A 22,200-nucleotide genomic window follows, 5' to 3' on the forward strand; every position below is an offset into this window, starting at 1 on the left:
AATTATGCAAACTCACCCTTTTGATAAGCTGTCACTAGATAATGGTGCCACCTTTATTTTCACCCCTTGCCCTGGTACAAAAGATGTTGGCATCACTGAGTCTGTTACTCAACTTAAAGGCGCAGGCACAGATGCAATTATTACACTGATGTATGACAGCGAGCTTCTTAAAAATAATGCACAGAGCTTAGCGCAAGTGTGCAAAGAGCAAAATGTAAAGTGGTTTCAATTCCCCCTTCCTGACGATGATGAACCTAATCAAGATTTTGTTAATGCATTTAATAACCACATCGAAGAAGTTTTTTCTATTCTTGAGAGTAAAGGCACAGTGGCGGTACATTGCAAAGGGGGCTCTGGCAGAACTGGGCTAGTAATTGGTCTTTTAATGAAACGCCTTGGTTACGATCACGCTGACGTCCTACAGCAAATACAAACGCTTAGACCAAAAGCACTTAAACATCCGTCACAGTTGCAATTTTTTAATACATTCTAGTCATTAATCGCTGCGCATCAAAATTAGATGCGCAGCACACATTACCAGCTTTACTCGACATTACACAACTTTTCCTAAGAGATAACATCGCTGTTAGTTGCGCCAAATGTCATATTTATCACCTTGCCACTTAAGGAATGAAAACAGATAAGCGGTGACTAAAAGCATCAGGCCACCCACTAATGCAGCCTCATGTACTAAACCTAACCCGCAAAATAAAAAGCCAGTTGTATGACTTAAGTAAACAACTCTACTTGCTGTGCTGCGCTTGGGCCTTACCTGTAAAAAGTTAAATACAAACCAAACTTTAAGTACAATGGGTAGCGCGCGCCAATTTTGCATGCTATCCGTCATCGCCAACTCCTCAAGTTCGAATGTCTGTATGCTGACCTCAAGGGCGCTAGCTAGACACTTTTTTGACTCTAAACTCGCGTTGGCACCCGCCTCTATACGCTGAATAGTTCGTACATTTAACCCAGACATATGAGCTAACTGCTCTTGAGATAAACTCCGACTTAATCGAAGCTGCTTTAATATCATCTTATTCCCTAACGTATTTGGTGTATGAAGAATGAGTGAAACTATGGCATGACGGTCTAGAAAATACCTCGACTAGTGCCCGACAGTAACCCGGCTCACCGCCGACATATTTAAAATAGCATATTAATCAGTTACTTTTGGTAACTTTAAAAACACATAGTTGTAACCAAATTTAAAATTTAGCGTCGTTTTTTTCGGTAAATTCCGCTAGCATAGCGGGCAATTTATAATAATTAGAAAAAGAGGAAGGTATGATCCAAGACGGTTTTGCGTTTATTGCATTCTTAATGTTTGTCTCCAGCATCGTAATTTGGGGAGAAGACAAGTACAAAAATGGATCTTTTTTTAAGTATGTCCCCGCGGTCATTATTATCTATTTTTCCGCTATGGTTATGTCAACATTAGGCGTCTGGGAAATGACAGACTCTGTTAAACAGGCACGAGGCGAGGTTAAAACCGCGATCTTACCAGCTATGATATTTTTGATGTTACTCAGAGCTGATTTGAGAGATATCGTAAAACTAGGCCCTAAATTACTAGGCACTTTTTTTGCTGCTACTTTAAGTATTGTGCTGGGCTTCATCGTCTCGTTCGCCCTGTTCCAAAGTTACTTAAATGATAATGCCGCACTGACTTTTGGAGCATTAGCTGGCAGTTGGATTGGTGGTACACAGAATATGGTTGCCGTGCAACAATCGCTTGGTCTAAATGATGCGGGTATGGGGTATACACTGCTCATAGACTCTATTGATTATGCGATGTGGATTATGTTCTTATTAGCGTTAGTCCCTTTTGCTCACAAGTTTAATGCATGGACAAAAGCTGATACCAGTACACTGGACGAACTACAAAAAAAGCTCACGCTTTCCAATGACAAAATCAGAAAAGAAACGACATTCCCAGACATGATGTTACTGCTAGGCAGCGCTTTTGGTTTATCGGCGCTGGCCATCTACATTTCAGGTCTTTTACCTCACAATGCTGTACTGACGAGTACGACGTGGAGCATTATGATAGTGACTATTGTTGGCGTTATTTGCGCAATGACGCCGCTAGGTAAATTACCTGGTTCACCTCAGCTGTCCAATGTATTGCTTTATACCTTGGTTGGCCTTATCGCAGCAAATGCTGATTTTGCAGAGCTTACTCAAGCGCCAGCATACATTTTAGCTGGATTCGTTATTCTACTCATCCATGGTGTGATCCTCACAGTGATAGCGAAAATATTCAAACTTGATCTATTCACATGCGGGATTGCATCTTTAGCTAACATTGGGGGTGTGGCATCCTCACCTGTTCTCGCTGCGGCCTATAGCCAAACGCTGGTTCCGGTTGCAATTTTAATGGCGCTGATGGGCGTAATTATTGGTACAGGTGCAGGTATTGGAGTAGCGATGCTATTGCAAGCGATGTAGTTACTTCGTAATAAACATGTATGGTGAGATTATATTCTCACCATGCCCTTTATTTATAAACATAAAAACAATAATCATGTATAATAAACAATAAAACCTAACGCATTAATAAATAAAATAAAACCATAGTCTAGTAGTAATAAACCTATAACCCTCAAAAAACCCGTAACCTCGCCTGCTTTCCCAAAGAAAAATTAATTAAATTATAAACCGCTAATTTAAAAGGTTATTTAAAAAACTCAAAATTTACATTTGATTACTTATTGATCACAAATTTAAACAATGTTAAAACATAAATCGTAAAATATAAGTACGTAAAAATAGATTAGACTCCTTTCATCAGAGTAAAAGCGCTTGGACCAGCTCAAATACATGACAAAAAGCTATAAGGCTTACTTTTTTAAAAGGGTTTACAAAATAAATTCGTTATCAGCCATATTATTTAATCAAGGAATCGACATGAAATTTAAAGGCAAAGCGCTAAAAAGCCTAATTGACACTCAGATTAAATCAATCATTTTATCAAGTGTTTTAATGCTAATATCTTCCAGTGCATATTCTGCTGTCACTTTAAGTGAGTTCATTCAAATGAGCGAGCAATTTGACCAGGCAAACCCTGATTACATCATCTGCTACCACCCTAGATACAATATGAGTTTTTCGGAGTATCTTAATGAACTCATTGACATGGGGAAAATTACACAGCCTGTTGCTGGTTGGGCAAAATCACAGGGGTACTACCCATATCTAGGATATTTTTTTGAGACATCTAGCTGGGAAGTCGTACTTTCATGCCGAGTCAGACCTTATACCTTTACCTCTATCAACTAGCGCATTACATACAAAGTCCGCATATAAATTGGTAAATCAAAAATGGCGGGCGTTGCAAACCCGCGACTTACCTTTTGTGACGATTTTTTGCTAATAAAACAGATAAGGTTGTATGCGATACATGTGCTCACAATTAGACATCATCAATAAACTCACTTACAAAGGAAGTATGTATGTTGCTTAATGCAATCGCATTAGTTAGCACACTCACATCATTTACTTATCAAGCAAATGATGTGTTTACCATAGAAGCCTATGAAGAACGCGCACGATTAGACAGCCAAGTAAGAAATCGTTGTACATCTATTCCTGTGTCATATTCAGAAGTGAAAGTTCGTATAAATTGGGCTTACAACCAAGGGCTGATAACAGAAAGAGCATCATACTGGGGAAAAGCCTACGCGTATTACCCTGTTATAGATATGTTTTCACATCAAATAACCGCTATTTGTAAAGGGGGATAGGTGCTCCTGAAGCACCTATATAAAAGGCTATATATGAAAAGACTATTGTTTATTACCACTATGGTTAGTTCTGCATGTTCATTTAGTGCGAACGCTGCCATGGATATTTGGACTTTTCAGCATCGTGCAAACATAGATGCCCAAATGCAAGGTCGCTGTATATATCAGACGCCTGTCTACAATTATACCGCTCGCAATCACTGGGCATATGAAAACAGACTCATTACAGCAAGGGCTGCAGAATGGGGAAATACATTTGGTTTCTACCCAGTAATAGATATATTTACTGGCGAAATTTCAGCAGTTTGCTCCGCCGGTCGTAGCTAATTTTTTCATCTTAACTCAACAAGTAATAAGGAAATAATAATGCGTAAATTAACAGTCGCTTTTACTGGTTTTTTGACTATAGCCTCCTTTGACTCCTTTGCCGCCTTAAATATGCAACAGTATGAATTCAGAGCATTACAAGATGCCAAAATACCAGGACGCTGTGTATATAGTCCTATCTCATATCACCAAGTCAAACTCCGTATTGACTGGGCGCTTGGCCAAGGTTTAATCACGGAGCGGGCTTCCTATTGGGGTAAAGCATATGGCTATTACCCTATTGTTGACATGTTTTCGAATCAAGTCGCTGCTGTCTGCAAAGGTGACCTAACATAGCCAGCTTCAAATACACGCAAAGATAATCAATGCTATTTATAAGGAAATTATGATGTCTATAAAAATACTTGCTGCTGTAAGTCTAATATCTACTCTTTCACTGATTTCGTTTAATTCCGATGCTGCGATGGATTTGGGACAGTACAAGAGATATGCAGAGTATCACCAAGGGCTTCCTCATCGAGGATGTATAGGCGGTATTCCGTTAACTTATCACGATGTTTTAATTCGAATTAATTACGCACTCAATCGAAACATCATAACTGAGCGAGCCGCAAATTGGGCAAAAGCCAATACATACTATCCAATTATCGATCCTTTCAGTTACAAGGTAACTCTGGTATGTAAATGGACCCCCTAAAACACCTAATCTATAAGTTACACGACATTACATATATCGCTTTCTTTATAAACCAAACCTTAAATTTAATTATAAAAAGGACATTATTATGAATATTAAAGTATTTACAATTGTAAGTGCTCTTTCTTTATTCTCATTTGAGTCTTTTGCAGCCATGGACTTAAGCACCTATCAACAAAAAGCCTACGCAGATAGCCAAGCACCTGGACGATGCATGGGCAACATTCACGGCCCACTTAACTGGCGAATGTACATTGATTATGCATTACAAAATGGGCTCATAACCACACGAGCTGCAAATTGGGGTAAAGCAACTGGCTACTACCCAGTCATTAATCCCTTTGAAAATCGTGTGACATTAATCTGCTCTGTTGGTAGACCATAAAGTCTAAAGGAATAAAATATGAAATTAGCATCACTATTACTACTTACTATACTGTCAACAAACACATTTTCGGTGGCTGCCAACAGCGAAGTAAGCTCTATTATCACGTTAGACGAATATATAGAGAGAGCAATGTTAAATATAGGTAAAAGGTGTACCATGGGCCCAAGACTTACAGTGGCTCAAGTAAGAGAACACAACTTATATGCTCAGAATTTAGGATTGATCACCGCTGAAGCGGCTCTTTGGGGAAGTAATAATGGTTTCTACCCTTTAATTGATTTATTCACAGAAAGAGAAATCGCTCTTGTCTGCAAAGCTTAAACAAGCCTCGTACATTTAAATAGTTACACCATATACTGTGAAATGACGCAAAAAAAGCTTTGATGCTGGATATAAAAAAGGCACTTATAAGGTGCCTTAAAACCGCACTTAATACGTATTGTTAACTATATCGTCTTAACTCGCATCTGAGCTATTTGACTTCAATACGTATTTGCGTATTTCCGTTATCAATTTCCCCTACGCCTTTTGAAGCAACCGCTTTGTGACCTGAACCCCTTACTTTTCTGATGTAAGTATAATTGCCGCCATCGGCATAAGTATTTTTGTATTGCCAATGACCATTCACACGTTGATATAGCTGTATATCACCACCGAAGTATGGTTGGTGGTTATTACCGTTAACTAAAATGCTGTGTACCGTCCAACCAAAACGGTTGGTTAAGTATGTTGCGCCAGAGTAATTATGATTGGTCGCAGTGATGGTATTTACTGCTACTTTATTTGCAGATTGAATATCTAAATCTTTCACGTAACGTGACCCTTTAGTCGGATCAAAAGACGTACTTTCGGTAAATAAAACATGCACACCGCCCCCCGTCCCTGCTTCTTCAGCAACAATGTCTTTCACATAAATATATGTCCCTTTGGCTTCTGAGTCGTAAACCAAAGTCCGGGAGTCGTTTTCAGCAAGTGGCAAGGTGAGCCTTTCGCCTTTAATGTTGTACCAAGTGTTTGGGTTGAAAGTATAAGACTTAATCACATGAATGTTTGAGCGGCGATCTAGGTTGTAATTGGGGTGATAGTTATACGCTATATAAATTGCCCCATCATCATTAGTATCACTGACCGCATAATGACCACCTTCGGCTAATTTAAATTCATGACCATTATTATCAAACCACAGTGTCCGTACAGACTTTTTCCCTGCATATTCATACCGGGTGAATACCGCAAGACGGTTTAAAGCATTGTCTAAGTGTAACTGTGGGTATGACTGATTAAAGTCACCGTGATTGGGCAAGCCTTTAAGCTTTTGAAACTGAGTGCCATAAGGGGTTGTTGATTTGTAAAGGTGCCCGCTTCGATATTTGTGCCCAAGCCCACGCGAAGACAGTTGCACGTAAATATAACCGTTTTTATCAATATCGACCACCGCATTGGTATGTGGATCATTCCAATTGCTCTCTGTATGGACTTTTACTTTTTGATTGTAGTTTTTCACTACATAAGTGACTAAGTTGCCATTTTCGTTATTAGAAAACACTTCAAAGTGATTATTGTTTTTTTCAACCACAACTGGGATATGTTTATGAGTATAAGTGCCTGTCGCACCACAATACTTGGGCACCCCATTGTATAACTGATTTGTTAAACAAAAATAGCTCGACTGATACCCACTATCATAAACATGAATATTTGAAGCTACACTTGTTGCCGATGACAGCAAAATCATAAAACCAACTGAATATTTCATAAAACCTCCTTTTTTTGAAATTTTATATTTACACCTCCAATGTTAAAAAACAAATACAATTTATTAATTATTTCATGTTGAAACGAGAAAAATTTAAATATCAAACATCACTATTTCAAAAAGCACATTAAAATTTGCGAGAGATTAACCGCCAAATAGTCACTTGTTGGAGACACTATACTTCATTATTAAAACGCTCAACGCACCTTATAATTTTACGCATCACATACCCAAAGTATGCACTCTAAACATATCGGAAAGTTGCTTTGTAAAAATAAAAAGAGCCATCTCTGGCTCTTGTTGTACTTAACTTAATTATCAGCCACGATTATGTGGGCGGGCGTAATCTATACCAGGTCCATTGGGCACAACTTGCGTTGGATTGATCATTGTATGGCTGAAGTAGTAATGACGTTTAATGTGATAAAAATCAACTGTCTCAGCTACACCGGGGTATTGATATAATTCTCTGACGTAATTAGATAAATTTGGGTAGCTTTCAATTGTGCGCTTATTACACTTAAAGTGGCCAACATACACAGCATCAAATCTTATCAAGGTGGTAAATAAACGCCAATCGGCTTCTGTTAATGTATCACCAACTAAGTACCTATTTTCGCTTAGAATATTTTCTACTTTATCTAGCGCATCAAATAGTTTGTCATACGCTTGATTATAAGCATCTTGGCTGGTGGCAAACCCTGTGCGATATACCCCGTTATTTATCGAGTCATAAACAAAATCATTGATGTCATCGATTTGAGTCTGTAAAGCACTTGGATAAAAATCTAATGTATTGCCTGTCAGCGTATCAAATGCAGTGTTAAACATGCGAATGATCTCAGATGACTCATTACTCACGATCCGCTGAGCTTGTTTGTCCCACAATACTGGCACCGTTACTCTACCACTGTAATCTGCTTTATTTTTGGTATAGATCTGATGCATAAAGTTGCTGTCAAATAACGCATCGCCTGTGCTGCCAGTTGCTTTATCAAACGTCCAACCCTTTTCTAACATGTCAGGGCTCACCACAGATACATCAATATAGTCCTCTAACCCTTTAAGCTTTCTAAATATCAATGTGCGGTGCGCCCAAGGACAAGCGAGTGATACAAACAAGTGATAACGGCCTTTTTCTGCCTTAAAACCTGCTTCGCCACTTGGGCCAGCTTCGCCGTCAGGGGTAACCCAATTTCGTAATTGCGCAGCCTCTCGTTTAAATTCACCATTACTTGATTTAGTATCGTACCACTTGTCTTGCCAATGTCCGTTAACCAATAAACCCATTTTTTTGCTCCTAACCTATGCTTAAATATGTATCTGCAACTGCTAACATAGCAGTTCAAAGTTTGGCCCAAATTTGGGCCACCGCCCTTTATGCTGATTTAGCCAACTTGTGGTCGACACTAAAGCGACCTGCGCCAGTAGAGGCTAAGGCTAAAAAGCCGCCTGCCATGGCAATGTTTTTAAAGAACATAAAAAACTGCATTTGATCCGCAAGGTTATTGTGAAACACCAAAGCACTCATTACACAGAATCCAGCAAAAGCCAATGCGGTTAACTGGGTTAATGCACCCGCTAAGATGAATAATCCACCAATCAGCTCAAACGCAATCACTAACGGTAGTAAAAACTCAGGTAAACCACCAGAGGCGAGATACTGAGCGTTGCCCTCAAAGTATTGGATTTTATTCATCCCTGCCAAAATAAAAATGGCAGATAAACCAACTCGACCTAGTAAGTTTGCGGCATTCGATAGATGGTCGTTATTAGAAACGATATTGAGTAAATTCATGATGTTCTCCAAAGCTGTAAATTTGTTTTGTTGGCATCTCTGCCGACTTGCTAACAAGTTTACTATCTAATTAGAGAAATAAAATTTGTAAAAATAGAGAGTTTCATTCTCTTAAAAAGAATGAAAGATATAGGGATAGACCTTAATACGTTAAGTCAATTAACTTAACACGCTGTTTAAAATACAAAAAGCGGCACAATGCCGCTTTTAAATAACCTAAACAATCGACAAGTACCATTCGCTACTGCGCTTTAGGCGCGACTTTAAACGATTTGATATTGCCTTCATTTTCAGAAGTAGTTGTAATATACGCTAAATGAATGTCGCCCGCTTCTGCCGATAAAGTCACCTTTGCAATGGGTGTATCTGTGTTTGCGCCCTGACCTGCTTTAACCACAATCAGCTCATTTAGATCCGTTGATAGGTCAACAAACTCTGTCGCATCACCATACTCCAAGTTTTCAGCTAATTTTTTGTCTCCCATATACACATCCACTTTGCCCATATCTGCGACATAGGTATGGATAACAATCACTCGATATTTACTTTTAGCCACTTCTGCATCGTCAATTTTTACTGCATCTAGCTGTGCAGCCTGCGCTGAGTCATTATCTAATCGACCATAGCTATAAACAACATAGTCACCGTGCTCGGAAAATCTAAAACGCGTCGATGCAATTGCCACTTCTTTGGAGTTACCCTCTACAGCATAAAATGAAAATACATTGCCATCTGAGTCGTCTTGAACAAGTAACTTTTCGTCTGATTTAGCGCCGAACAACAAACCATTTTCATCTGATAAAGACATTTCTTCATGGCCTTTTTCAAACTCCCAATACACATCCATTTCACTGTTCACCAAGTTAATTGCACTGACGTCAGCAGTGTAGGTGTCGTCATTGTTACACCCAGCTAAAACAGATACCGCAACAGATAAAACCAATCCAGTTATTAATTTCACAATACTCTCCTCAAAGTGGCGTTGTGGGAAGTATATTGCTCACGGTCAGTGCGAGTTGTTATTGAATGTTATTTTTCAATACTTTGATGTAGCTGAGGGTTACAGAAAGCATTAAAGCGTAACGACACCCCGCAAAAAAGACATAATTTAAGCACTGAGCTTACTGATAGGCTGACAAGAAAGAATGCGCGTATGCTGTTTAGCAAAATAGGCTTGGGTATGAGGCGCATCATAATGACGCTTTAAATCTGCTTCACAGTGCCACGCTTCCCACAAATAAAACACACCCGGCTCGTCATGAGCATGATAAATTTCAAAATAGATACAGCCAGGCTCATCGACTGTATGCGCTTTCAAAATATTCAGTTCAGCCGTAATTTCTGACATATTGCCGTGGTTTGCCATTAGCTTGGCAACAATGTAATAGCTCATAAGGTGTCCTTTTTAAATTGTATCAATAAAGAACAACTATCATAACTAGCATCATATACGTAAACTATACAAACAAATGCGAACTAACTTTACATATATGTAATGCTATTAAATGACCTCTACCTTTTCTCTATCATTGTCGATTGTGGCAGCTTAAGCCGTGCAGCCAAACAATTAAATACCACTGTCGCGACTGTTTCCCGCAGGCTTTGCGCACTCGAAGCGCACATCGGACAGTCACTGCTAAACAGACATGCACGGGGCATACATGTCACGCAGGCAGGAGAGCAGTTATATCGGCAATATGCAGTGGATTTACAGACGATTCAAACTCAGCTTACAGAGTTCAAATCACAATCTCAGTTGATCAGCGGGCGACTAAAAGTTTTGGCTCCGAGTAACTTGGCCACAACTGCGCTGGCAGATTTTTGGCCAGAGTTTATGCGCACTTATCCTGATCTACAACTCGATATCCAGACCAGTAATCATATCCAAGATATTGCAGAGCAAGGCGCTGATTGCGCAATTCGCGTTGGTCATTTACCAAGCTCTAGCTTAGTGCAAAAACGCCTTGGTACCATAGAGAGTAAACTGGTTGCTGCACCTGAATACCCAGATATCACCTGTGTGACTGAATTATCTGAACATACTTTTGCCATTTCGCAGCAGGTCAATAACCTTACCCTCTCTCATCCGAAGCAAGGGGACTATAAGGTAACCATCACACCAACACATTTTTGCAACGACATAGCACTGCTTAAAGTCATGGTAAAAAGTGGCCGATGCATCGCATTGCTACCATTGAGTGAAGCATCAAGTTGTTTGCAAAGTGGCGCACTCAAAACAGTCCTGCCACAATGGTCTGGTGTTGAACGTCCGGTATATTTGGTGACAACTTCCCGCAAATACCCGCCACCGAAAGTAAAAGCGTTTGCAGACATGCTCAAACAGTTTATGGTGCAACAGCCTTGGGCCAGTTAAATACTGCAATAACTCATTGCGCAATGTTTATCGAGCGCCTGCTCAAACAACTTTTGCAATAGGGTAATATCATTCGTGCGCACGTAATTAGGCCGAACAACCAGTGCGATAGTGCGGTGCGGACCCGGCTCATTGAGGTGTAACGCCACCAGCTCAGACTCGCCTTTTATCAGTTGATCAAGTGCCATTTGCGGCACTAAGGTGGTACCCATTTTTCCAGCAACCATCTGGATCAGCGTGTGTAAGCTTGTACTATCAAAGGTTGTGTCTTTTTGCTCTTGCGGCAAGTTACATGCACTCAAGGCGTGCTCTTTTAAGCAGTGGCCGTCTTTAAGTAACATCAGTTTGGCAATATCAAATTGGTCGCTGGTGATCTCTTGCAGTCCCGCCCCGCTTTCATCTTTGTGACTAACCCAGTAAAAATCCTCTTTCCAGAAGTTAAACGCCATCAGCCCATCAATTTGATATGGCAAAGCTAAAATAGCGGCATCTAATTCGCCTTGGCGCAGCATATCGGTTAAGACATGAGACTGCTCTTCTATGATCTTTAACTTAAAATCAGGGTATTGCTGACGTACATCCGGCAAAACTTTAGGCAGTAAAAATGGGCCAATGGTCGGGATCACACCTATTTTCATCGGTCTGCAAAGCGGCGACTTATCTACTTGTGAAAGCATCATAAACTCATCGACTTCCAGCTTAATTTTGCGCGCCTTATCCAGTAAAACCTTGCCTTGCTCAGTCACAAATACATGCTTATTATTGCGCTCAAAAATCACCGTCCCCAACTGTTTTTCAAGTTCATGTATCGCCGTACTTAAGGTCGATTGAGACACATGACATGCATCCGCCGCCTTTTTAAAGTGCAGTGTTTTTTCTACCGCAAGTGCATAGATGATTTGTTTTATAGAGACCATTCAAACGTTCTTTTTTATTGATTGTTTTTTCTATTTTAATCAATCGTACGGTAAGTGCACCCGCACAACTGTTCGTATTTTCGCCACACTTTACTCTGCGTTTAGTTTAACTGTGAATAAAGATAATAAATTCAACGTTATACACTTTTTTTGATGTGCTTTTTTTATACATTCTAAAAAACTGATAATTATCATTAAATTATTCAATTTTTCATTTAACACCCGCCTACTTAGGCTCTAAAAGGTCACCACTCAGACAGCATTGAGCTGATTAAAGTAACCCTATTGGAGTAAATTATGCGTACTCAACTGATGACGTTAGCCTCGGGCATCGCACTGGCACTGTCTAGTGCAGCGATTGCAGCGCCCAGTGCAACTCAAATTAAAACCAACCAGTTCTGGTGGCCAGAGCAATTGGATCTCAGCCCGCTTAGGCAACATGACATAAACTCAAACCCCTATGGTAAAGAGTTTGACTACAGAGCCGAGTTTGTAAAACTCGATTTAGCACAAGTTAAAGCCGACATTGAAAAGACCCTCACTGACTCTCAAGACTGGTGGCCGGCAGATTGGGGACACTACGGGCCTCTGATGATCCGCATGGCATGGCACAGCGCAGGTGTCTACCGCGTGCACGACGGTAGAGGCGGTGCTGCTGGCGGTCAACAGCGCTTCAACCCGCTCAACAGTTGGCCTGATAATGCCAATTTAGATAAAGCCAGACGCTTATTGTGGCCTGTTAAGCAAAAATACGGCAAGCAGCTATCTTGGGCTGACTTGATGGTATTGGCTGGCAATGTGTCATTAGAGTCTATGGGCTTTAAAACCTTCGGTTTTGCTGGTGGTAGAAGCGATGACTGGGAACCTGATCTCGTCTATTGGGGTCCAGAAACCACATTTTTAGCCGACAAACGACGTGATAAAAAAGGCAAACTCAAAGGCCCATTGGCGGCGGTTGAAATGGGCCTTATCTATGTCAATCCAGAAGGTCCACATGGCAAGCCAGATCCCTTATTGGCAGCCGACGACATTCGCCTTTCGTTTGGTCGTATGGCTATGAATGACGAAGAAATCGTTGCGCTCATCGCAGGTGGCCACACCTTCGGAAAAGCCCATGGTGCGAAAAAACCTAGCAACTGTGTTGGTAAGGAACCTGCTGCTGCGCCAACTGAACAGCAGGGCTTTGGTTGGAAAAACAAATGCGGCACTGGCAAAGGCGCAGATTCCAGTACCAGTGGCTTAGAAGGTGCGTGGACAGTCACACCAACTCGCTGGTCAACAAACTACCTAGACAATCTAATGAATTTTAATTGGGTGCAAACCAAAAGCCCAGCTGGCGCAATACAATGGATCCCAGATAATCCAGCTGCCGCCAATTTAGTACCTGACGCACATATCAAAGGGAAACGCAGTGCCCCGATTATGTTTACCACTGATCTTGCCCTCAAAGAAGACCCTGCGTTTCGTAAAATTGTAGAGCGGTTCCGTGCAGATCCTAAAGAGTACGAACTGGCATTTGCCAAGGCTTGGTTTAAGCTCACGCACAGAGATATGGGTCCAAGAGCACGCTACCTTGGCAATGAAATACCAAGCGAAGTACTGACATGGCAAGATCCCATTCCTGAACATAACGGTAAAAAAATCACGCAAAGTGACATCAAGACACTCCAAATTGCAATCAAGCGCACAGGTCTCAGTAACGCTGATTTAATTGAAACTGCATGGGCAGCCGCATCAAGTCACCGTGTCACAGATATGCGTGGCGGCGCGAATGGCGCGCGGATCCGACTCGCTCCACAAAATAACTGGACGGTCAATAATCCACGCCAGCTCAAACAAGTGCTCGCACAGCTTGAGCAAGTTAAAGCGCAATTTAACCAACGCTCAAAACGCCAAGTATCTCTGGCCGATGTCATTGTACTTGCTGGTAAAACGGGTATTGAAGGCGCTCTTAGAAATGCCGATATGCCAAAAACAGTGCCATTTAGCCCAGGGCGCACCGATGCCTCTCAGGCACAAACCGACGTTAAATCATTCAGCTTTTTAGAGCCTAAAGCCGACGCGTTTAGAAACTATTACCATGACTCTGCATTTATGTCGCCAACAAAAATGTTGGTAGATAAGGCAAACATGCTTGGGCTATCGGTTCCTGAGATGACAGTGCTACTGGGCGGTATGCGTGTGCTGGAAACAAATACGGATAACTCAAACATTGGCGTACTGACGCATACGCCAGGTAGCTTAGATAATGCCTTTTTTGTCAACTTGCTCGATATGCGCACGCAGTGGAAAAAGTCAGACACACAGCCGGGTATGTACTTGGGTTATGACCGAAAAACAGGAAAACAGCAGTGGCAAGCAAGCGCGGTTGACCTGATTTTTGGCTCAAATTCAGAGCTCAGAGCCATAGCAGAAGTGTATGCATCCAATGATGCTAAGCAAAAGTTTGCCGATGACTTTATTAAAGTCTGGGTCAAAGTGATGCGCTTAGACCGCTTTGACTTGATGTAAAACACAAAAGCCACGCTTAGTCGTGGCTTTCTCTCATTCGAATGTCATCACCCTCTGGGCGCTTTAACCAACAATTAAACGATTATTAGTATCTCGGCTTGTTAAAATCTGCGCCGCATCAAAATTAGTCGCACGCTTGGCCATACGATCGTATAAAAGTACATTTACGGTGGCAGCCAAATTCATGCATCCAGTTGTCGGCACGTATACAACCGCATCAGCAGCATCGACAATATCTTGTGGCAAACTGCCATCCTCAGGACCAAACACATACAGCGCGTTCTCAGGATGAGCAAAATGCGGTAATGGCGTCGCGCCTTCTACCAGTTCAACGCACACCAAAGCGCGCCCTGATACTTTTAAGCTCACTAGGTCATCGACTTGTTGAATTGGGATATTCTCAGCTACATTTTTTGTGTCTGTATGATATTTTGCAGCTTTTGCGTAGCGGTTACCATTAAAATACACCGCCTGTGCGCCATAGCACCCAGCAGCACGTAACACACCACCAACATTGGTTGGCGACTTAGGGTTCACCAAGCCTATCGCTGCAAATGTTTCACTCATACTATTCACTCTTAATGTATAGGCAGTACAACTACCAAAAAATTCGACGGGCGATTGTACCATGTGCGAAATTTTGTGCCAGTCAGATGAAAAACACCAATTCACATAAGTTGGCAATAATTTGTAACATTTACGATTCCATCGACTCTCGCCAACACGTCTAAAAACTTATTGGTTTTTCAACGAGAAACAAAGCATATAAAACAAATAATTAAACCATGCCATAAAAACATCAGTTAACCCTCATAAAACATCAACTAAGGCCAACCATCACAACGTTGTTCATCGACAAATATGAATGTAACAGTTCATGTATTTGCATTGAATTTGCATTCGAGATTGACTAATTTTGAAAAGGTACAATTCAGTACAGTTAAGGAGATAACAATGAAATTAACAATCAAAAAAAATAAAATTAAGAACCTTTCTAGCAAGCCTGCTTTAGGACTAGAAGCAACGCCGCACGTTGCTGGTGGTATGAATCAAGTAGAGACGCGTGAACCATGTCGCTCAATCTGGGCATGCACTCACCCACAGGCGTGTTTCCCAGATTAATCAGAATGCCTGAATTTGCGGCCACAAATTCAGTACTATTGGCGACCTTTGAGCTCAGGGTCGCCTCAATTCATTAAACGCCTCACTCAACAAGCGTGATGGCTGTTTGCATCAAAGATAATGTTAAGGAAAATACAAAATTCAACAGACAATCCAAAGGTAATCAAAAGCTAACCTAAAGTTTTTCCTTGTCAGTATTTGCTAGGTTAAGAGTTGCCAAAAAAGGTGAACCTTACATCCAGTTAAATAAAGGAAATTAATCATGAAGCTGAAAATGAAGAAAAGTAAAATTAAAAACCTTATTCATACACAAATCGTCGATAGCAACTTAACACCCAATGTTGCTGGTGGCATGCCCGTCATAGAGACTCGCTCTGCTTGCAAGTCTAACTTTGCATGTACCGGAGGCTCTGCCTGCTTGAGTTAAATAAGCCTTATCTTTATCCTTGTTTTTTGACCCACAAACGGCTTTACAGGCCGTTTTTTCATGCGTTTCCAGCTGTTGTTGAACTTTGAATGTTCTCATCGAACAAGGAGCAATAAAACCCATTTAGCAGTGATAAGTGTGAGATCTATTATCGCTTGAGTACATAAACATGTTCGTCGAATCTCATTCCTTGATGCAAAGCTGTATTTTGCGTTATCTGGTTTAAGCCAAACCCCGCTTTTTCCATCACTCTGATTGACGCTATGTTGGGCGCCGAAACGGGATTGAATAATGATGTTACCTGAGTTTGCTTAAACACTTTATCAATGAAAAGCGCCACAGCCTGAGTGCCGATGCCATTTCCCCAAAACCCCTTAGCGAGCCAATATCCCAGCTCAGCACACTGCTCTGGTGCAGCTTTATCGGGTAAATAAGCCCCAATCACACCACAAAATTGACCGTGTGATTCAATCGCATAATTCAGTGCATTTTGACGACATCCAATATCCAACCACCATTTTGCATCTTGCAAAGTGTAAGGCGCGGGCAGTCTATCAGACAAATATCGAGTCACCTCTGCATCATTTAAATAGTTAACTAAATACACATCGTCTGATGGCTTAAGTGTTCTCAATGTTACATCTTGATTCATCATATTTAGGGGCACTACTTAGCCCCCTTTCCTCTATTTATTCATTATATCCAGCGTCTCACTTGGCAACAGTATTGCGCATACTCTGAACCAAACTTCTGTCGCATTGCCCGTTCTTCAAAACGGATATACCAACGATCAGTAATGACAATAAATCCTAGCCAGCATACTAAACTGACAATTCCAGCTCCAAATAATAACGCAGCCCCGAGCAAAGAGACCGCAAAACCCAAATACATAGGGTTGCGGGAGAATTTAAACGCGCCGTGAGTAATTAGCTTCCCCGGTTCCGAAAAAGTCATCACATTGGTACCAAGATGGACAAAGAGTTTTTTAGCACCCGCAGCCAGTAGCAATCCAGCTATCAAAAAGGGCAAACCCACCAAGTTATAGGGATAAACTATAAGATGGTTCACATCTAAGGACCAACACAATAAAGCCATGCTGATCAAGGTGATAAGATATAAAAATGGTGGCAAGAGTTTTTGCATTTATTCGCTCCTCAAATAAAAAATGACTTTACTGAGTGCGTGATATCTTTACCTTAACTTATGTTAAGCCCATTTTTTTGCGTATACGAGATAAGCTCACATCGGTGATACCCAAGTACATAGCGATTTGATTCAGCGCGATTAACTCACTGTCTTTACCAAACTCATCTAGAAATTGCTCATATCTTTGCTGTGCATCAAGCAGTAACAAGCTGGCCTCTCGCCTTTCTTTTTTCAATGCTAATCGTTCATACAGCCTTCGAACAAAAGTACTCCACTGGCTGTTTTGCTCAGCAAATCTAATCAAATCCTGATAAGAAATTGAGGCTATTTCACACTCACTTAATGCTTGAGCAGAAAAAGGACTCGGAGAGTGCGCTATCAATGAACCAATACTGGTAAAAGCACCACCGGGTTTAACCAACGACTTATTAAACTCTTTGCCATCAATATCGATATAGTAATAACGTCCAAAGCCAAAGAGTAAAAAGTGCACGTCTTTAACAATGTCCTGACTTACAAAAATATGTGATTTTGGCTGGTAAGTTTTAAACTCAAATACATCAATGCAAGCTGTGACTTCTCTTTCATCAAAAGGGGCTACCCCCCTTAGAAAATGTAATAAACGCGCTTTATTTTCAAAACTATCTTTATTACTCATGAAGCACTTCGTTTAATAAAATCAGTGTTATGTTTTACAAATAGCAATGTCGTCTGGTCATAAATCTCATTACACCAATGATGCTTACTGAGCACCAGATCTGGTACTTCAGCCACACTATCTGAGACGGGTTCAAAACCAAACTTTTCATAAAACGCAGCGAGATGTTCAAATGGCAAGCAATATACCTGTCGATATTGTGCTGTGTTTTCTACTAAAAAGGTGACTAACTTAGCTGCAATCCCTATTCCTCTAAAATCGGAGCTGACATAGATGCCACCAAGCTCTGCATCATAGTCGGTGATTTTTTGAATACGACCTAATCCAACTTTTTGCCCGTCAATTAAGGCTATGGCGACTAGATCCGTTTCGAAGCTTGATAGCTTAAACCCCACGCGTTGATACTGCTCATTGACCCAGTGGATCTCTTCATCATTTGCTTTTCTTATCGTTATATTGATGTCCACAGTATGTTTGCTCCTAAAACAAAAACATCTCCATGATTGAATAACATACACCTTACTTAAATACCAGTGTTCTGTCGTGACATCTTTACTGTTACTGTGCTTTGGTACTTTTATTATGCTGTCTAAAATTAAAAAAGTGCATTTATTTACATATAAAACCTGACCTCTCACAGGGAAGTCAAGCCTACCAAATTTAAACACAACCAATTGTTATTAAATGCTTAATTCAACTATTCTTAGCTAAGTTGTGACACCACATTTAAGATGTTATTCAACTTCAATTGCTAATAATAAAACGCATTGCGATTTAGCTTCTATACTTGTTCTCAGGACTTTTTCTATTTCTCGCATCACCTGCGGACTAAGGGAATTTGAATATGACTAAATCCAAGCAACTTACTCTTTTTTCTACATTGCGCGCAAAGCTGATTGCTGCTTTTTCGGCTGTGATGATCACGCTTGCCGTGATTGGCTTCATTTCTTACTTTGCCTTAAAAATGGCCTCAGATGGATTTAAAGATTATCGAGAGTTAGCTCGTGATAGTAACCTAGCAGGCATTTTACAGTCCAATATGCTGATGGTGCGTATGAATGTGAAAGACTTTTTGTTGACTGGCAGTGAGAAAGACATTCGCCAATACAATGAGTATTTCACGCAGGTCGAGAACTTACTCAAAGATGCAACGCGAGAAATTAACAAACCCGAACGTGCAGAAATGGTGAAACAACTCACCACAAAAATAGCAACTTACAATGAGGCGTTTGACCTGATAAAAGCGTATCGAGTCCAACGCAATGACTTGGTGTTTAATAAACTCAACGTCATTGGCCCACAGATGGAGCGGGAACTTACCAAGCTGATGTTCAGTGCATCAGAAAGTAACGACACACAACTTGCTTATTTGACGGGGGTTGCGATGCGTAACCTGTTACTTGGTCGCCTTTATGTCATTAAATACTTAGAGAGTAATGACGAAAGCGCAGATCAAAGAGTCAAACAAGAATTTAGTGCGTTTGAGCAGCAAATGGACTTAATTGAACAGCTCTCCAACACCGCGGCAAATCGTCAATTAATCGCACAAGTCCGCGCACTTGAAGCAGACTATAAACAAGCTTATCTCAGCGTGCATGACATCATCGTAGCTCGCAATGATAAAGTAACAAATACCCTTGATGTGCTTGGACCTCGATTTGCCAAACTGGTTGACGATTTAAAGCTCTCTGTTAAAACAGACCAAGACAAACTAGGGCCAATGCTCAAAGAAGCCAATGAGTCAGCAGTGACCAATATTATGATGACATTTGCAGTTGCCCTGCTACTCAGTGGCTGTATCGTCTTTATCCTGACTCGAAACGTAATGGCTCAGCTTGGCAAAGACCCAAGCGAACTAGAAAACGTTGCTCGGGCAATTGCCCGTGGCGACTTAGATGAGCAATATGATGAACGCGCGCCAAAAGGCGTGTTTAAATCTATGATGGGTATGCGTGATAGTCTGCGCCAAATACGAGAAAAAGAAAAAGAAGAAAAACGTATCGCCAGTACCAATGCGCGTATCAAAAGCGCACTGGATAACGCCAGTGCGTGTGTGATGATCACCAATACCCAAAACCAAGTTATCTATCTAAATGATGCCATTTACGCCATGTTCGACAATGCAAGTAGCGATATCTGTACTGTGCATGCGCACTTCGATAGTAAAGGCGTACTCAACCAGTCGCTTAGCCAGTTTCTCCCTGATTTCGCTGAATTCGAGCAAAAAGCACAGGGCCTTAGCGGCAGCTACGCAAATGAATTAAAAATTGCAGGTCGAACGTTTGCAGTGGTTGCAAGCCCCGTTGTTGTAGAAGGAAAAACGGTTGGCTTAGTTTACGAGTGGGAAGACAAAACACAGTGGTTAGCCAATGAAGCAGAAAAAGCGCGGGTCGCATCGGAAAATGCCCGCGTAAAATACGCGCTGGATGGCTCATCTGGTCAAGTTATGATCACCGATGATAACTACAAAGTGATTTACCTTAATGGCGCATTAGAACAGATGTTTAAAGAAGCATCAGCTGACGTAACGCGGGAGCTCACAGACTTTAACTCCGCAAATATTAAGCACAACGCTTTAGATTATTACTTCTCTCATTTTAACAACCTACTTGCTGAATTTGACGGCCTTACAACCAGCCACCAAAGTGAATTTGTGATTGCTGGACGGACATTTAATGTTGTTGCCAGTCCCGTCAAGGTCGATGGTGAGCGCGTAGGGACCGTATTAGAGTGGCAAGATAAGACCCAGTGGCTCGCGCTTGAACGGGAAAAATCACGAGTTGCTTCTGAAAACGCGCGGGTGAAGTACGCACTCGACAGCGTATCGGGAAATGTGATGATAGCCGACCCTGACCTCAACGTGATTTATGCCAATAATGCCCTGCAAAATATGATGTTAGAGTCCGAGCAAGATATCAGACAGCATGTCGGTGTATTTGAAAGCGCGAACCTAATGGGTTTTGCAATTCATAACTTTTATTTAGAACCAGAACAACAAAAGCTGGTATTTGAGAACTTAGATGATACCCACCGCAGTGTAGAGCACATTGGTAATAAGGTGTTTGCCCTCACAGCCAACCCGATTGAAGTAGATGGCAAGCGCATTGGTACCGTGTTGGAGTGGGTAGACCGTACTGCAGAGGTGAACATAGAGAAGGAGATTGACGACATTGTTCAAGCAGCTTCTCAAGGTGACTTAAGTAAGAAAATTGACCCAACAGGAAAGTCTGGTTTCTTTGGCAACTTAAGCCAAGGCCTAAATGACTTATTGGGCACCGTTGAAGTCGCGCTCGATGATGTGATGCAAACACTGGGGGCGCTGGCTCATGGCGATCTCACAACCCGTATCACCAATGAATACCAAGGTAAATTTGGCAAACTCAAAGAAGATACGAATGCAACCGCAGATAAACTCACGGAAATTATTTCTAGCATTCGCTCATCTGCAGGCAGTATTTCCCAAAGTGCCAATGAAATCGCACAAGGCAATATGGACTTGAGTCAGCGTACAGAAGAACAAGCGTCTAGCCTCGAAGAAACCTCAGCCAGTATGGATGCCATGACAGACAGTGTGAAGCAAAGCAGTAAACGCGCTGAAAATGCCAACGAGTTGTCACTTGATGCAGAGCGTCGTGCAGAGCAAGGCGGCCAAGTCGTCAATATGGCCGTTACCGCCATGAAAGAGATCAGTGATTCAAGTAAAGAAATTTCTGAGATCATCGGAGTGATAGACGAAATTGCCTTCCAAACTAATTTATTGGCTTTAAATGCTGCGGTTGAAGCAGCCAGAGCGGGCGAACAAGGGCGTGGATTTGCCGTCGTCGCAGGGGAAGTAAGAAACCTCGCTCAGCGCTCCTCTGAAGCAGCGAAAGAAATCAAAGATCTAATTCGTGATAGCCAAACTAAAGTTGAAGAAGGTACCTCTTTAGTCAACAAGTCTGGGGAAACACTGTTGGAAATTGTCGAGGCAACCTCAAAAGTGCGCGTCATGATGCAAGATCTCGCAGAATCTTCACGACAACAATCTGAAGGCATAGTACAAGTGAACAGTGCTGTGACCCAAATGGATGAAATGACACAGCAGAACGCAGCATTGGTTGAGCAAGCAACAGCTGCTGGTCAGTCTATGGCAGATCAAGCCAATAGTATGAATAGCACTATGGATTTCTTTACCATAGAGCAAAGGAGTACCGGACTTAGGACTTTAGCGTCCTAATTGATAGCGTAAATACCAAGGGGCATTCGCCCCTTTTTTCTTGCCTCACACCTTTTTCCTTCATTTTTATTATAAAGCTTGACCTGTCTATCACTTTATACTTTAAAGTCTGTACTCATT

At 41.4% G+C, this 22,200-nt stretch carries 25 protein-coding genes; 13 read left to right on the top strand and 12 right to left on the bottom strand.

All coding sequences use genetic code 11. The features are described from left to right. Positions 1-4 precede the first annotated feature (4 nt). Positions 5-493 carry a dual specificity protein phosphatase family protein gene (locus tag N477_RS06220; RefSeq protein ID WP_063362376.1) on the top strand — a complete coding sequence of 163 codons (489 nt, stop codon included), beginning with the start codon at positions 5-7 and terminating at the stop codon, positions 491-493. Positions 494-586: 93 nt separating this feature from the next. Here the strand turns inward: N477_RS06220 and N477_RS06225 are convergent, their stop codons facing one another. Next, a complete protein-coding gene (locus N477_RS06225) occupies positions 587-1,033 on the bottom strand; it encodes a helix-turn-helix domain-containing protein (RefSeq protein WP_063362377.1) in 447 nt (148 codons plus the stop codon). A 251-nt stretch (positions 1,034-1,284) separates the two neighbouring features. Between N477_RS06225 and N477_RS06230 the strand changes: the two genes are divergently transcribed. The 7 genes from N477_RS06230 to N477_RS06265 all read left to right on the top strand — a co-directional run bounded on the left by N477_RS06230 (position 1,285) and on the right by N477_RS06265 (position 5,476). Continuing rightward, positions 1,285-2,448, top strand: coding sequence for a DUF819 domain-containing protein (locus tag N477_RS06230; RefSeq protein WP_063362378.1), 1,164 nt, complete (start codon positions 1,285-1,287; stop codon positions 2,446-2,448). Positions 2,449-2,907: 459 nt separating this feature from the next. Beyond that, on the top strand, positions 2,908-3,279 hold the full coding sequence (locus N477_RS06235) for a hypothetical protein (protein WP_063362379.1): 372 nt from the start codon (positions 2,908-2,910) through the stop codon (positions 3,277-3,279). Between the two features lie 173 nt (positions 3,280-3,452). Beyond that, positions 3,453-3,743 carry a hypothetical protein gene (locus N477_RS06240; RefSeq protein ID WP_063362380.1) on the top strand — a complete coding sequence of 97 codons (291 nt, stop codon included), beginning with the start codon at positions 3,453-3,455 and terminating at the stop codon, positions 3,741-3,743. Between the two features lie 33 nt (positions 3,744-3,776). Further along, positions 3,777-4,070: a hypothetical protein gene (locus N477_RS06245; RefSeq protein ID WP_155731822.1), complete on the top strand. Its 294-nt coding sequence runs from the start codon at positions 3,777-3,779 to the stop codon at positions 4,068-4,070. Positions 4,071-4,109: 39 nt separating this feature from the next. Beyond that, complete coding sequence (locus N477_RS06250) at positions 4,110-4,406, top strand: hypothetical protein (protein ID WP_063362382.1); 297 nt, start codon at positions 4,110-4,112, stop codon at positions 4,404-4,406. Positions 4,407-4,855: 449 nt separating this feature from the next. After that, the gene (locus N477_RS06260; protein ID WP_063362384.1) at positions 4,856-5,152 is read left to right on the top strand and encodes a hypothetical protein; all 297 of its coding nucleotides are present in this window, start codon (positions 4,856-4,858) and stop codon (positions 5,150-5,152) included. Between the two features lie 18 nt (positions 5,153-5,170). Continuing rightward, positions 5,171-5,476 (top strand): hypothetical protein, encoded by a 306-nt coding sequence (locus N477_RS06265; RefSeq protein WP_063362385.1) that lies wholly within the window; start codon positions 5,171-5,173, stop codon positions 5,474-5,476. Positions 5,477-5,627: 151 nt separating this feature from the next. Here N477_RS06265 and N477_RS06270 read toward each other — a convergent pair whose 3' ends face one another. From N477_RS06270 to N477_RS06290, 5 genes are all read right to left on the bottom strand, one after another. Next, positions 5,628-6,911, bottom strand: a complete 1,284-nt coding sequence (locus tag N477_RS06270) for a hypothetical protein (protein WP_063362386.1) — start codon at positions 6,909-6,911, stop codon at positions 5,628-5,630. A 318-nt stretch (positions 6,912-7,229) separates the two neighbouring features. Further along, on the bottom strand, positions 7,230-8,201 hold the full coding sequence (locus tag N477_RS06275; RefSeq protein WP_063362387.1) for a glutathione S-transferase family protein: 972 nt from the start codon (positions 8,199-8,201) through the stop codon (positions 7,230-7,232). Positions 8,202-8,289: 88 nt separating this feature from the next. After that, positions 8,290-8,709 (bottom strand): DoxX family protein, encoded by a 420-nt coding sequence (locus N477_RS06280; RefSeq protein WP_063362388.1) that lies wholly within the window; start codon positions 8,707-8,709, stop codon positions 8,290-8,292. Positions 8,710-8,950: 241 nt separating this feature from the next. Further along, positions 8,951-9,670 carry a DUF4397 domain-containing protein gene (locus N477_RS06285; RefSeq protein WP_063362389.1) on the bottom strand — a complete coding sequence of 240 codons (720 nt, stop codon included), beginning with the start codon at positions 9,668-9,670 and terminating at the stop codon, positions 8,951-8,953. A 147-nt stretch (positions 9,671-9,817) separates the two neighbouring features. Further along, positions 9,818-10,102 (bottom strand): putative quinol monooxygenase, encoded by a 285-nt coding sequence (locus N477_RS06290; protein ID WP_063362390.1) that lies wholly within the window; start codon positions 10,100-10,102, stop codon positions 9,818-9,820. Positions 10,103-10,204: 102 nt separating this feature from the next. Here N477_RS06290 and N477_RS06295 point away from each other — a divergent pair, with 102 nt between their 5' ends. Beyond that, the gene (locus N477_RS06295) at positions 10,205-11,083 is read left to right on the top strand and encodes a LysR family transcriptional regulator (protein ID WP_063362391.1); all 879 of its coding nucleotides are present in this window, start codon (positions 10,205-10,207) and stop codon (positions 11,081-11,083) included. Here the strand turns inward: N477_RS06295 and N477_RS06300 are convergent. Further along, positions 11,080-12,000 (bottom strand): hydrogen peroxide-inducible genes activator, encoded by a 921-nt coding sequence (locus tag N477_RS06300; protein WP_063362392.1) that lies wholly within the window; start codon positions 11,998-12,000, stop codon positions 11,080-11,082. The two genes, N477_RS06295 and N477_RS06300, sit on opposite strands and share 4 nt — an antisense overlap. 297 nt (positions 12,001-12,297) lie before the next feature. Between N477_RS06300 and katG the strand changes: the two genes are divergently transcribed. Beyond that, the gene (gene katG, locus N477_RS06305; RefSeq protein WP_063362393.1) at positions 12,298-14,511 is read left to right on the top strand and encodes a catalase/peroxidase HPI; all 2,214 of its coding nucleotides are present in this window, start codon (positions 12,298-12,300) and stop codon (positions 14,509-14,511) included. A gap of 63 nt (positions 14,512-14,574) precedes the next feature. Here katG and N477_RS06310 read toward each other — a convergent pair whose 3' ends face one another. Then, complete coding sequence (locus N477_RS06310; protein WP_063362394.1) at positions 14,575-15,078, bottom strand: RNA methyltransferase; 504 nt, start codon at positions 15,076-15,078, stop codon at positions 14,575-14,577. A gap of 387 nt (positions 15,079-15,465) precedes the next feature. Between N477_RS06310 and N477_RS25935 the strand changes: the two genes are divergently transcribed. Next, positions 15,466-15,633 carry a hypothetical protein gene (locus N477_RS25935; protein WP_155731823.1) on the top strand — a complete coding sequence of 56 codons (168 nt, stop codon included), beginning with the start codon at positions 15,466-15,468 and terminating at the stop codon, positions 15,631-15,633. A gap of 262 nt (positions 15,634-15,895) precedes the next feature. Then, entirely contained in the window at positions 15,896-16,060 is a 165-nt protein-coding gene (locus tag N477_RS25940) for a hypothetical protein (protein WP_155731824.1), read from the top strand. Positions 16,061-16,208: 148 nt separating this feature from the next. Here the strand turns inward: N477_RS25940 and N477_RS06315 are convergent, their stop codons facing one another. From N477_RS06315 to N477_RS06330, 4 genes are read right to left on the bottom strand one after another with little or no spacing between them, the layout of a single operon-like run. After that, positions 16,209-16,715, bottom strand: coding sequence for a GNAT family N-acetyltransferase (locus tag N477_RS06315; RefSeq protein WP_081216494.1), 507 nt, complete (start codon positions 16,713-16,715; stop codon positions 16,209-16,211). Positions 16,716-16,756: 41 nt separating this feature from the next. Next, positions 16,757-17,203, bottom strand: coding sequence for a methyltransferase family protein (locus tag N477_RS06320; RefSeq protein ID WP_063362396.1), 447 nt, complete (start codon positions 17,201-17,203; stop codon positions 16,757-16,759). Positions 17,204-17,261: 58 nt separating this feature from the next. Then, positions 17,262-17,864 (bottom strand): Crp/Fnr family transcriptional regulator, encoded by a 603-nt coding sequence (locus N477_RS06325; RefSeq protein WP_063362397.1) that lies wholly within the window; start codon positions 17,862-17,864, stop codon positions 17,262-17,264. After that, positions 17,861-18,331, bottom strand: a complete 471-nt coding sequence (locus tag N477_RS06330) for a GNAT family N-acetyltransferase (protein ID WP_196760590.1) — start codon at positions 18,329-18,331, stop codon at positions 17,861-17,863. The genes N477_RS06325 and N477_RS06330 overlap by 4 nt, the downstream gene beginning before the upstream one ends. A 377-nt stretch (positions 18,332-18,708) precedes the next feature. Between N477_RS06330 and N477_RS06335 the strand changes: the two genes are divergently transcribed. After that, the gene (locus N477_RS06335) at positions 18,709-22,080 is read left to right on the top strand and encodes a methyl-accepting chemotaxis protein (protein WP_063362398.1); all 3,372 of its coding nucleotides are present in this window, start codon (positions 18,709-18,711) and stop codon (positions 22,078-22,080) included. Positions 22,081-22,200 lie beyond the last annotated feature (120 nt).

It is taken from the genome of Pseudoalteromonas luteoviolacea H33-S (genome assembly GCF_001625695.1).
GTDB classification, from domain to species: Bacteria; Pseudomonadota; Gammaproteobacteria; order Enterobacterales; family Alteromonadaceae; genus Pseudoalteromonas; species Pseudoalteromonas luteoviolacea_B.

Bases quoted from the DNA above. Each gene is read 5' to 3' on its own strand.
- N477_RS06275 (WP_063362387.1), bottom strand. From the start codon at position 8,201: ATGGGTTTATTGGTTAACGGACATTGGCAAGACAAGTGGTACGATACT.
- N477_RS06290 (WP_063362390.1), bottom strand. From the start codon at position 10,102: ATGAGCTATTACATTGTTGCCAAGCTAATGGCAAACCACGGCAATATG.
- N477_RS06325 (WP_063362397.1), bottom strand. From the start codon at position 17,864: ATGAGTAATAAAGATAGTTTTGAAAATAAAGCGCGTTTATTACATTTT.
- N477_RS25935 (WP_155731823.1), top strand. From the start codon at position 15,466: ATGAAATTAACAATCAAAAAAAATAAAATTAAGAACCTTTCTAGCAAG.
- N477_RS06320 (WP_063362396.1), bottom strand. From the start codon at position 17,203: ATGCAAAAACTCTTGCCACCATTTTTATATCTTATCACCTTGATCAGC.
- N477_RS06220 (WP_063362376.1), top strand. From the start codon at position 5: ATGCAAACTCACCCTTTTGATAAGCTGTCACTAGATAATGGTGCCACC.
- N477_RS06300 (WP_063362392.1), bottom strand. From the start codon at position 12,000: ATGGTCTCTATAAAACAAATCATCTATGCACTTGCGGTAGAAAAAACA.
- N477_RS06335 (WP_063362398.1), top strand. From the start codon at position 18,709: ATGACTAAATCCAAGCAACTTACTCTTTTTTCTACATTGCGCGCAAAG.
- N477_RS06280 (WP_063362388.1), bottom strand. From the start codon at position 8,709: ATGAATTTACTCAATATCGTTTCTAATAACGACCATCTATCGAATGCC.
- N477_RS06250 (WP_063362382.1), top strand. From the start codon at position 4,110: ATGCGTAAATTAACAGTCGCTTTTACTGGTTTTTTGACTATAGCCTCC.
- N477_RS06315 (WP_081216494.1), bottom strand. From the start codon at position 16,715: ATGATGAATCAAGATGTAACATTGAGAACACTTAAGCCATCAGACGAT.
- N477_RS06295 (WP_063362391.1), top strand. From the start codon at position 10,205: ATGCTATTAAATGACCTCTACCTTTTCTCTATCATTGTCGATTGTGGC.
- N477_RS06260 (WP_063362384.1), top strand. From the start codon at position 4,856: ATGAATATTAAAGTATTTACAATTGTAAGTGCTCTTTCTTTATTCTCA.
- N477_RS06235 (WP_063362379.1), top strand. From the start codon at position 2,908: ATGAAATTTAAAGGCAAAGCGCTAAAAAGCCTAATTGACACTCAGATT.
- N477_RS06230 (WP_063362378.1), top strand. From the start codon at position 1,285: ATGATCCAAGACGGTTTTGCGTTTATTGCATTCTTAATGTTTGTCTCC.
- N477_RS06225 (WP_063362377.1), bottom strand. From the start codon at position 1,033: ATGATATTAAAGCAGCTTCGATTAAGTCGGAGTTTATCTCAAGAGCAG.
- N477_RS06240 (WP_063362380.1), top strand. From the start codon at position 3,453: ATGTTGCTTAATGCAATCGCATTAGTTAGCACACTCACATCATTTACT.
- N477_RS06245 (WP_155731822.1), top strand. From the start codon at position 3,777: ATGAAAAGACTATTGTTTATTACCACTATGGTTAGTTCTGCATGTTCA.
- katG (WP_063362393.1), top strand. From the start codon at position 12,298: ATGCGTACTCAACTGATGACGTTAGCCTCGGGCATCGCACTGGCACTG.
- N477_RS06310 (WP_063362394.1), bottom strand. From the start codon at position 15,078: ATGAGTGAAACATTTGCAGCGATAGGCTTGGTGAACCCTAAGTCGCCA.
- N477_RS06270 (WP_063362386.1), bottom strand. From the start codon at position 6,911: ATGAAATATTCAGTTGGTTTTATGATTTTGCTGTCATCGGCAACAAGT.
- N477_RS06265 (WP_063362385.1), top strand. From the start codon at position 5,171: ATGAAATTAGCATCACTATTACTACTTACTATACTGTCAACAAACACA.
- N477_RS25940 (WP_155731824.1), top strand. From the start codon at position 15,896: ATGAAGCTGAAAATGAAGAAAAGTAAAATTAAAAACCTTATTCATACA.